A 6,938-nucleotide genomic window follows, 5' to 3' on the forward strand; every position below is an offset into this window, starting at 1 on the left:
GAGATGGGGAGAAATTAAAAAATATATATCCTCACCATTACCATGCAGGACTACCCGCAAAGGTACTATGTATAGAGTCAAAAAACTATTCCGTAATAGTTTTGAGCGCTATATATAGCGTCTCTGCGTAAGTCCTATCAATTCAGTTATCAGTTATCAGTAAATAGGAAACTGTTGTATATAATAAAATTTTAAATAATAGATATATTAAGGAGAATAAAATAATGTCTAAAGGTTTTGGTGTATCTAATTCTGGTTCTAAGAAAAAGAAAAGTAAGTCAGGTAAATTTTTTTCAGAATTACCAGCAGTCAAAGAACTCTTTGTGATTATTAATTTGCCGACAAATTTGGAAATAGTTCCTCTGGAAATAGACATATCTTTTGATGAAATTGCATTATATAGCATGGTTAAGATTAAACCATATTTTATTGATGTCAAACCATTTTATCGGGAAGTAAAATTCCTTTCTAAATTTGTTGAAACAAATTCTATATCCTGGTCAAATTTTATTTCTGATGCAGATAAATTTGACGATCAATTTAAAACATTGCTTTTAGCTAAATATTTAACAATTAAAACTCAAAAGTCTCATGCTGTAATAAAAATTGGTGAGATAAATAAAATAAATACAGCTAAATATCTACCTGCTATTAGTTTGACTTACGATGAAAGTTATAAAATATTAGAAAAAGAAATATTGGATAAATTTGGAAAAATGCCAACATTTGATGAATATTTTAAATCTCATATTGAAGATGTATCAACAGAACTCAAAGAAGGTTTCCAAGATTCATAAGTGGAGCCTTTTACTGTATCTTTAAAGTCAGTCCAGTAGGGTGCGTTTCCCTGCGGGACATGTTTGCGGAGCATTCCGTCAGGAAAAATGAAATGTAACTCACCATTTCTATATTTAAGGTCAATTCAGTTATCAATAAATAGGAAAGTGCTGTATGTATATATATGATAAAATCTTGAATAATAGATAAATTAAGGAGAATAAAATAATGCCTAAAGGTTTTGCTGTATCTAATTCTGGTTCTAAGAAAAAGAAAAGTAAGTCAGGTAAATTTTTTTCAGAATTGCCAGCTACAAAAGAATAATTTGTACTTATTAGTTTACCGAAAGATTGGGAAATAATTCCTCTGCAAATCAAGCTATCTTTTGATGAGATGGCATTATATATTAGCCTGCAAATCAAACCATTTTTTATTGATGTAAAACCATTTTATCAGCACATAAAATTCTTATCTAGATTTGTAGAAAGCAATTCTATATCCTGGTCTGATTTTATTTCTAATGCAGGTAAATTTGAACACCATAAAGCATTGAATTTAGCTGAATATTTAACTCTTAATACTAAGGAGTGTCATGCTGTAATTAAAATTGATGATATAAATAGAATGGATAGAGCTAAAAATCTACCTGCTATTAGTTTTAATTATGATGAAAATTGTCAAAAATTAGAAGAGAAAATATTTGATAAATTTTGGAAAATACCAACATTTGATGAATATTGTAAATCTAATAATGAAGATGTATCAACAGAACTAAAAGAAGGTTTCCAAGATTCATGAATTTCAGAAATGGAGCCTTTTTACTGTATCTTAAAAGTTGGTAATCTTGACAGCTTTGATACGAATAATATTTGGGATGATGACATTACCTATTTCCTAAAGGGAATAGAAGGATTTAACGGATTTAGTGAAAAAGGATTGCGTTATTCAAAGGCAGATACCTATCATATAGATGAAGAAATAGATGCTCTTATAATGGCAAAATATTTAACTATGAGAACTCAAAAAAATCATGTTGTTATCGGTATCTTAGAAAATGGCACTAAAGAGGTCTGGATTGGAAAATATGAGTATGATGAGCAACTGAAAAAAACACATCAAGTATTACTTAAAAAATTTACTAAAATGCCAGAATATCATGAATATGTAAATGATATTAATGAATTCTTAGATAAGAAAATCAAAGAGTCATAAAGGTAGGGTTGAGAACTTAGGAGTTAGGATAATTACCGAAAAATTTAGGTATAAAACCTCTTCATTCATGGAGAAAAAAGACAAAAATTATTTTAGTCAATCCTTCTATTATAGGAGAGGCAATTATTAATTAAGGCTTGCTGATTAAATATCAAAGCATTTACCGATAAAGGTTTTAGGCTTTTTAGGTCTGAAATACCTTGGTTTTCAGCTCTTGTTGTTCAAAAAGGAGTGCATTTTTGGCGCATACATAGTTGGGCAAAAAAAATTACTCCCCTACTCACCTACTGCCGAAAAAAGACTTTTTCAGCCAACCCTAATTGTAAGCATTTCCTGCGGAATGCTGCGCAAACAGCTATTAGCTGTCAGCCATCAGCTCTCTTTAAGGACAGTTTTTCAATTAAAATAGACCTTAAGAGCAAGAGAAACAGCTTTTGTAGTAAGACAATTAATAAAGCTTTTCTTGTCAACTAAAACCAATAGCTGATAGCTGACGGCTGACGGCTGAATGCTTACCCCTAATTATTAATTATTAATTTTCAACCTTGCTTCTTTGTCAAGCAATTTGATAAATCCTCGAAAGTAGTAAAATCAAAAATATCCTCGCTCAAATTTTCCAACTCTGCTAAAGAAAAATCTGACAACTGATTTTTAAGATTTTCTGAAACTTCACCAAAACGCTTTTTAAGTAACCGAATTATTAGAGCGATCGCCTCCAGCACAAAGGCTAGTCTTATCGGTCAACTTATCAATATAAATACATAGATTCAGGGTGCATAAATACACCCTATTAATCTCTTAAAAATTAACACTAATAAACTGTGATTCTGGCAAGGCAGCAATTTCTGAAGATGCTGTGTTCAACACATATCCTAATAATTGGTTTGTGCCAGCAATTCTCATAGCAGTACCTTCTAAAATACCATCATTATTCGGGTCTAAATCCTGCACTGAAATACCTCCCTTAGCTAACAGGTCAAGTTCATCATCTAAGAATGGTAAAATTAGATTTGCATTAATACCAAACTCATCAAAACTATTAAAATCTTCAAAGATTAAATCAGCTTTTGTCAACCCTCCTGTTAATCCAATAATATCTTCAGCAGAGTCAAAATCAGTAATAATTGCATTAGGTAATTCAACACTATTAGGAATTAGTGGAAATATAGAACTAATAGCACTTAAATCTTCTTCTATTCCTGCTAAGTCAGTTCTGAAAACATATACATCACTTCCCAAACCACCCCGATAAATACCAACACCAGCATCACCAATAAGAGTATCATTACCCTCACCACCAACTAATAGATCGGTATCTTTACCCCCACGCAATATATCATCACCTAAACCACCATCAAGAAAATCTGTATCTCTCTCACCAAACAAACTATCATTACCATCATTCCCTAACAGATCGTCTTCTCCTCTACCTCCAAATATTAAGTCATTCCCAGATGAACCATTCATGGTATCATCGCCACTAAGAGCTAATATTCCTCCAGGAAAATCATTAGCTTGTTGTACCGTAATAGTCTCATTATCATCACCATCTGTTCCTAATAAACGAGCAAGGGGTTCTGAAAAATCTGGGGTAAGTACCATAATTCATAAGTCTCCTAATATGCTAAGTTTTTTTGTCTATCCATTTCTATGGAATTTGAGGTGTAATATCAAATCCAGTAGTATCAGTAAAATTCAATACCGTAGAGGTTTGGTGAACAAACCCCTACCAAACTTGGAGTTTTTGCCAATACTGATGACCCCCCCCTTACTATCTAAAGCAAGCGGATTTGATATAACTAACAATATTTAACTTCCCTGGCGGGAAGTCCCGCGCTCTCTTGAAAAGGAGCGTCCCATAGGAAAGCCAGGGTCAACAGTCGGATACCTCCATAAGCTAAACCCTCTGCTCCCCTTGACAAGCAGGAAGTATTTTATTATAATCTAATCTGCAAACACAGGGGGAGGACATCACCTCTGTTAAAACAGTGGTCAGGGTTTCCCAGGCTGAAGAATCCCGCGTTGTCGCGGAGCGCGTAACGTCGGGAGTATGTCAAACTCATGTCTATTATACTCACTAAAAATTTAAGCAAAGTCTATCCAGTAGCTATAAAAGAACCTGGAATTAAAGGAACATTGCGTCATTTTATCCGTCGCCAATACCAATATGTCAAAGCAGTTGAAAATATTTCTTTTCAAATAGATCCAGGGGAAATAGTAGGATTTCTTGGACCTAACGGTGCTGGTAAAACTACTACTCTGAAAATGCTGACAGGTTTAATTCATCCGTCTAATGGAGTAATTAAGGTTGCAGATAATATACCCTTTGACCGCAAGAGAGAATTTTTACAGCAAATTACTTTAGTCATGGGGCAAAAACAACAGTTAATATGGGATTTACCTGTGTTAGACTCCCTGAAAATTAATGCTGCTGTTTATGATGTTTCTGACAAAGAGTATCACAGACGGTTGATGGAGTTAACAGAGATGTTGTCGCTAGAAGGGAAGTTGAAGCAACCAGTCAGAAAATTATCTCTGGGGGAACGGATGAAAGCGGAGTTGATGGCTGCGTTATTGCATCGACCGCAAGTTTTGTTTTTGGATGAACCAACTTTAGGTTTAGATGTCAACGCTCAAGCAGCAGTGCGGGAATTTTTGCGGGAATATAATCAACGTTATCAAGCAACTGTGTTGTTAACGAGTCATTATATGGCAGATATTACTGCTTTGTGTAAGCGGGTGTTGTTAATATATCAAGGTGAATTAATTTATGATGGCAGTTTAGATGGTTTACTCGATCGCTTTGCTCCTTATCGAGAGGTGCAGATAGAATTAGCTAATGCTGTTCCTCCAGATGTAGATAATTTTCGGCAACTTTTATCTAATTATGGGGAGGTGGAAACATTGGAAGGTCAGGCAGTACGTTTGTTGGTGCGTCGCGAAAAATTAACTGAGACTGTAGCGCGAATATTGGCAGAATTAGAAGTACAAGATTTGACGGTGACTGACCCTCCTATTGAGGAAGTTATTGGTAGAGTTTTTCAGTCAGGGAAGGTTGAAGTCAGAAGTCAGTAGGGGCGAATAGCCATTCGCCCTTACATCATTTATGTTGTAATATTTTATCGTAGGGGTTTGGTCTCCAAACCCAAGCGTAAATGGGATTTGGAAACCAAACCCCTACAGTTTTTTTGCTATATTATCATTTATTTTATTTTCAGTTCAGCTATCTATTGAATTTTTGTTGTCTAATCAATTTCTTTCTTTTATAAAATACGATGACTAATATTCCTCCAGAAATTCAATCCTATAAACGTCAAGCTTGGAAACCCATAACTACTGACGGTGATGGTGCTTTAACTGCTTCTAAATTTGCTGGTAAACCATGGCTAGCAAAGGATGAACAATGGCCGAAATGTCGCATTTGTCAGAATCCTTTAGATTTATTTGTTCAGCTAAACCTAAATCAATTACCAGAAGCATTACAAAATGAATTTGGTAGTGGTATTTTACAAATGTTTTATTGTACCAATATAGATACTTTATGTGATGTAGATTATGAAGGATGGGAGGCATTTTCAGATGTTCATTTTCTCAGAATTATTCAGCCAGAAGGAGAAGCACAAGATGTAGAAATTCCCAAAACTCAAGATTTTTTTCCACCTAAATTAATCGTTGATTGGCAACAATTAGAAGATTATCCTAACTCTGAAGAAGCATCAGAATTTGGTATAGAATTAAATGATGAATTATATGAAGATAATTTCCCAATTGAAGGAGATAAATTAGCTGGCTGGCCTTTATGGATTCAGGGAATAGAATATCCTAATTGTCCGATTTGTGGTGAAACAATGAGATTAGTTTTTCAGGTTGATTCTGAGGATAATTTACCTTTTATGTTTGGGGATGCTGGTTGTGGTTATATTACTCAATGCAAACATCATAAAAATCAAGTAGCATTTCATTGGAATTTTTTATGATAGACCATTGAACACTCAATAATTATAGCATTTATTATAATTAATAAAGAATTTTATCTCACTCAGGTACATTACTGGCTGCCAAGATCCCTGCACTGCAAAACTGATAACTGAAATGACTAATATTCCTCCAGAAATTCAACCCTATAAACGTACAGCTTGGAAACCTATAACTACTGACGGTGATGGTGCTTTAACTGCTTCTAAATTTGCTGGTAAACCTTGGTTGGGAAAACATGAAAAATGGCCGAAATGTCCTTGCTGTCAGGAACCTTTACAATTCTTTCTTCAGCTAAACCTAAATCAATTACCAGAAGCATTACAAAATGAATTTGGTAGTGGTATTTTACAAATGTTTTATTGTACCAATATAGATACTTTATGTGATGTAGATTATGAAGGATGGGAGGCATTTTCAGATGTTCATTTTCTCAGAATTATTCAGCCAGAAGGAGAAGCACAAGATGTAGAAATTCCCAAAACTCAAGATTTTTTTCCACCTAAATTAATCGTTGATTGGCAACAATTAGAAGATTATCCTAACTCTGAAGAAGCATCAGAATTTGGTATAGAATTAAATGATGAATTATATGAAGATAATTTCCCAATTGAAGGAGATAAATTAGCTGGCTGGCCTTTATGGATTCAGGGAATAGAATATCCTAATTGTCCGATTTGTGGTGAAACAATGAGATTAGTTTTTCAGGTTGATTCTGAGGATAATTTACCTTTTATGTTTGGGGATGCTGGTTGTGGTTATATTACTCAATGCAAAGATCATAAAAATATAGTAGCATTTGCTTGGGCTTGTGGTTAATATACAAAAGGCGCAGAAACCCGGTTTATATTAAATGCCCAAACATAATCATATTAACCTCCAACAAACCCGATTTCTTATAACCCAATAATTACAAAAAGCGCAGAAACCGGGTTTATATTAAATGCCCAAACATAATCATATTAACCTCCAAA

The 6,938-nt window shown here is 34.0% G+C and carries 8 protein-coding genes; 6 read left to right on the forward strand and 2 right to left on the reverse strand.

Features of this window, described 5'->3' with window-relative positions; translation table 11 throughout:
- Positions 1–224: 224 nt before the first annotated feature.
- The 3 genes from ACP6PK_RS10960 (at position 225) to ACP6PK_RS10970 (ending at position 1,989) form a co-directional block, all read left to right on the forward strand.
- Positions 225–797, forward strand: coding sequence for a hypothetical protein (locus ACP6PK_RS10960; RefSeq protein ID WP_426559630.1), 573 nt, complete (start codon positions 225–227; stop codon positions 795–797).
- 373 nt (positions 798–1,170) lie between these two features.
- Positions 1,171–1,575, forward strand: coding sequence for a hypothetical protein (locus ACP6PK_RS10965; RefSeq protein ID WP_426559631.1), 405 nt, complete (start codon positions 1,171–1,173; stop codon positions 1,573–1,575).
- A 9-nt stretch (positions 1,576–1,584) separates the two neighbouring features.
- The gene (locus tag ACP6PK_RS10970) at positions 1,585–1,989 is read left to right on the forward strand and encodes a hypothetical protein (protein ID WP_426559632.1); all 405 of its coding nucleotides are present in this window, start codon (positions 1,585–1,587) and stop codon (positions 1,987–1,989) included.
- 539 nt (positions 1,990–2,528) lie between these two features.
- Here the strand turns inward: ACP6PK_RS10970 and ACP6PK_RS10975 are convergent.
- Together ACP6PK_RS10975 and ACP6PK_RS10980 are read right to left on the reverse strand one after the other, a co-directional pair.
- The gene (locus tag ACP6PK_RS10975) at positions 2,529–2,711 is read right to left on the reverse strand and encodes a DUF4351 domain-containing protein (protein ID WP_426559633.1); all 183 of its coding nucleotides are present in this window, start codon (positions 2,709–2,711) and stop codon (positions 2,529–2,531) included.
- Between the two features lie 76 nt (positions 2,712–2,787).
- On the reverse strand, positions 2,788–3,591 hold the full coding sequence (locus tag ACP6PK_RS10980) for a calcium-binding protein (RefSeq protein ID WP_426559634.1): 804 nt from the start codon (positions 3,589–3,591) through the stop codon (positions 2,788–2,790).
- Between the two features lie 459 nt (positions 3,592–4,050).
- On the opposite strand from ACP6PK_RS10980, the gene ACP6PK_RS10985 reads away from it, so the two are divergent.
- The 3 genes from ACP6PK_RS10985 to ACP6PK_RS10995 all read left to right on the forward strand — a co-directional run bounded on the left by ACP6PK_RS10985 (position 4,051) and on the right by ACP6PK_RS10995 (position 6,783).
- On the forward strand, positions 4,051–5,064 hold the full coding sequence (locus ACP6PK_RS10985) for an ABC transporter ATP-binding protein (protein ID WP_426559635.1): 1,014 nt from the start codon (positions 4,051–4,053) through the stop codon (positions 5,062–5,064).
- Between the two features lie 200 nt (positions 5,065–5,264).
- Positions 5,265–5,966: a DUF1963 domain-containing protein gene (locus ACP6PK_RS10990; protein WP_426559636.1), complete on the forward strand. Its 702-nt coding sequence runs from the start codon at positions 5,265–5,267 to the stop codon at positions 5,964–5,966.
- A 115-nt stretch (positions 5,967–6,081) separates the two neighbouring features.
- Positions 6,082–6,783 (forward strand): DUF1963 domain-containing protein, encoded by a 702-nt coding sequence (locus ACP6PK_RS10995; protein ID WP_426559637.1) that lies wholly within the window; start codon positions 6,082–6,084, stop codon positions 6,781–6,783.
- Positions 6,784–6,938 lie beyond the last annotated feature (155 nt).

It is taken from the genome of Dapis hubbardiae BLCC-M172 (assembly GCF_050016015.1).
Lineage (GTDB): Bacteria > Cyanobacteriota > Cyanobacteriia > Cyanobacteriales > Microcoleaceae > Trichodesmium.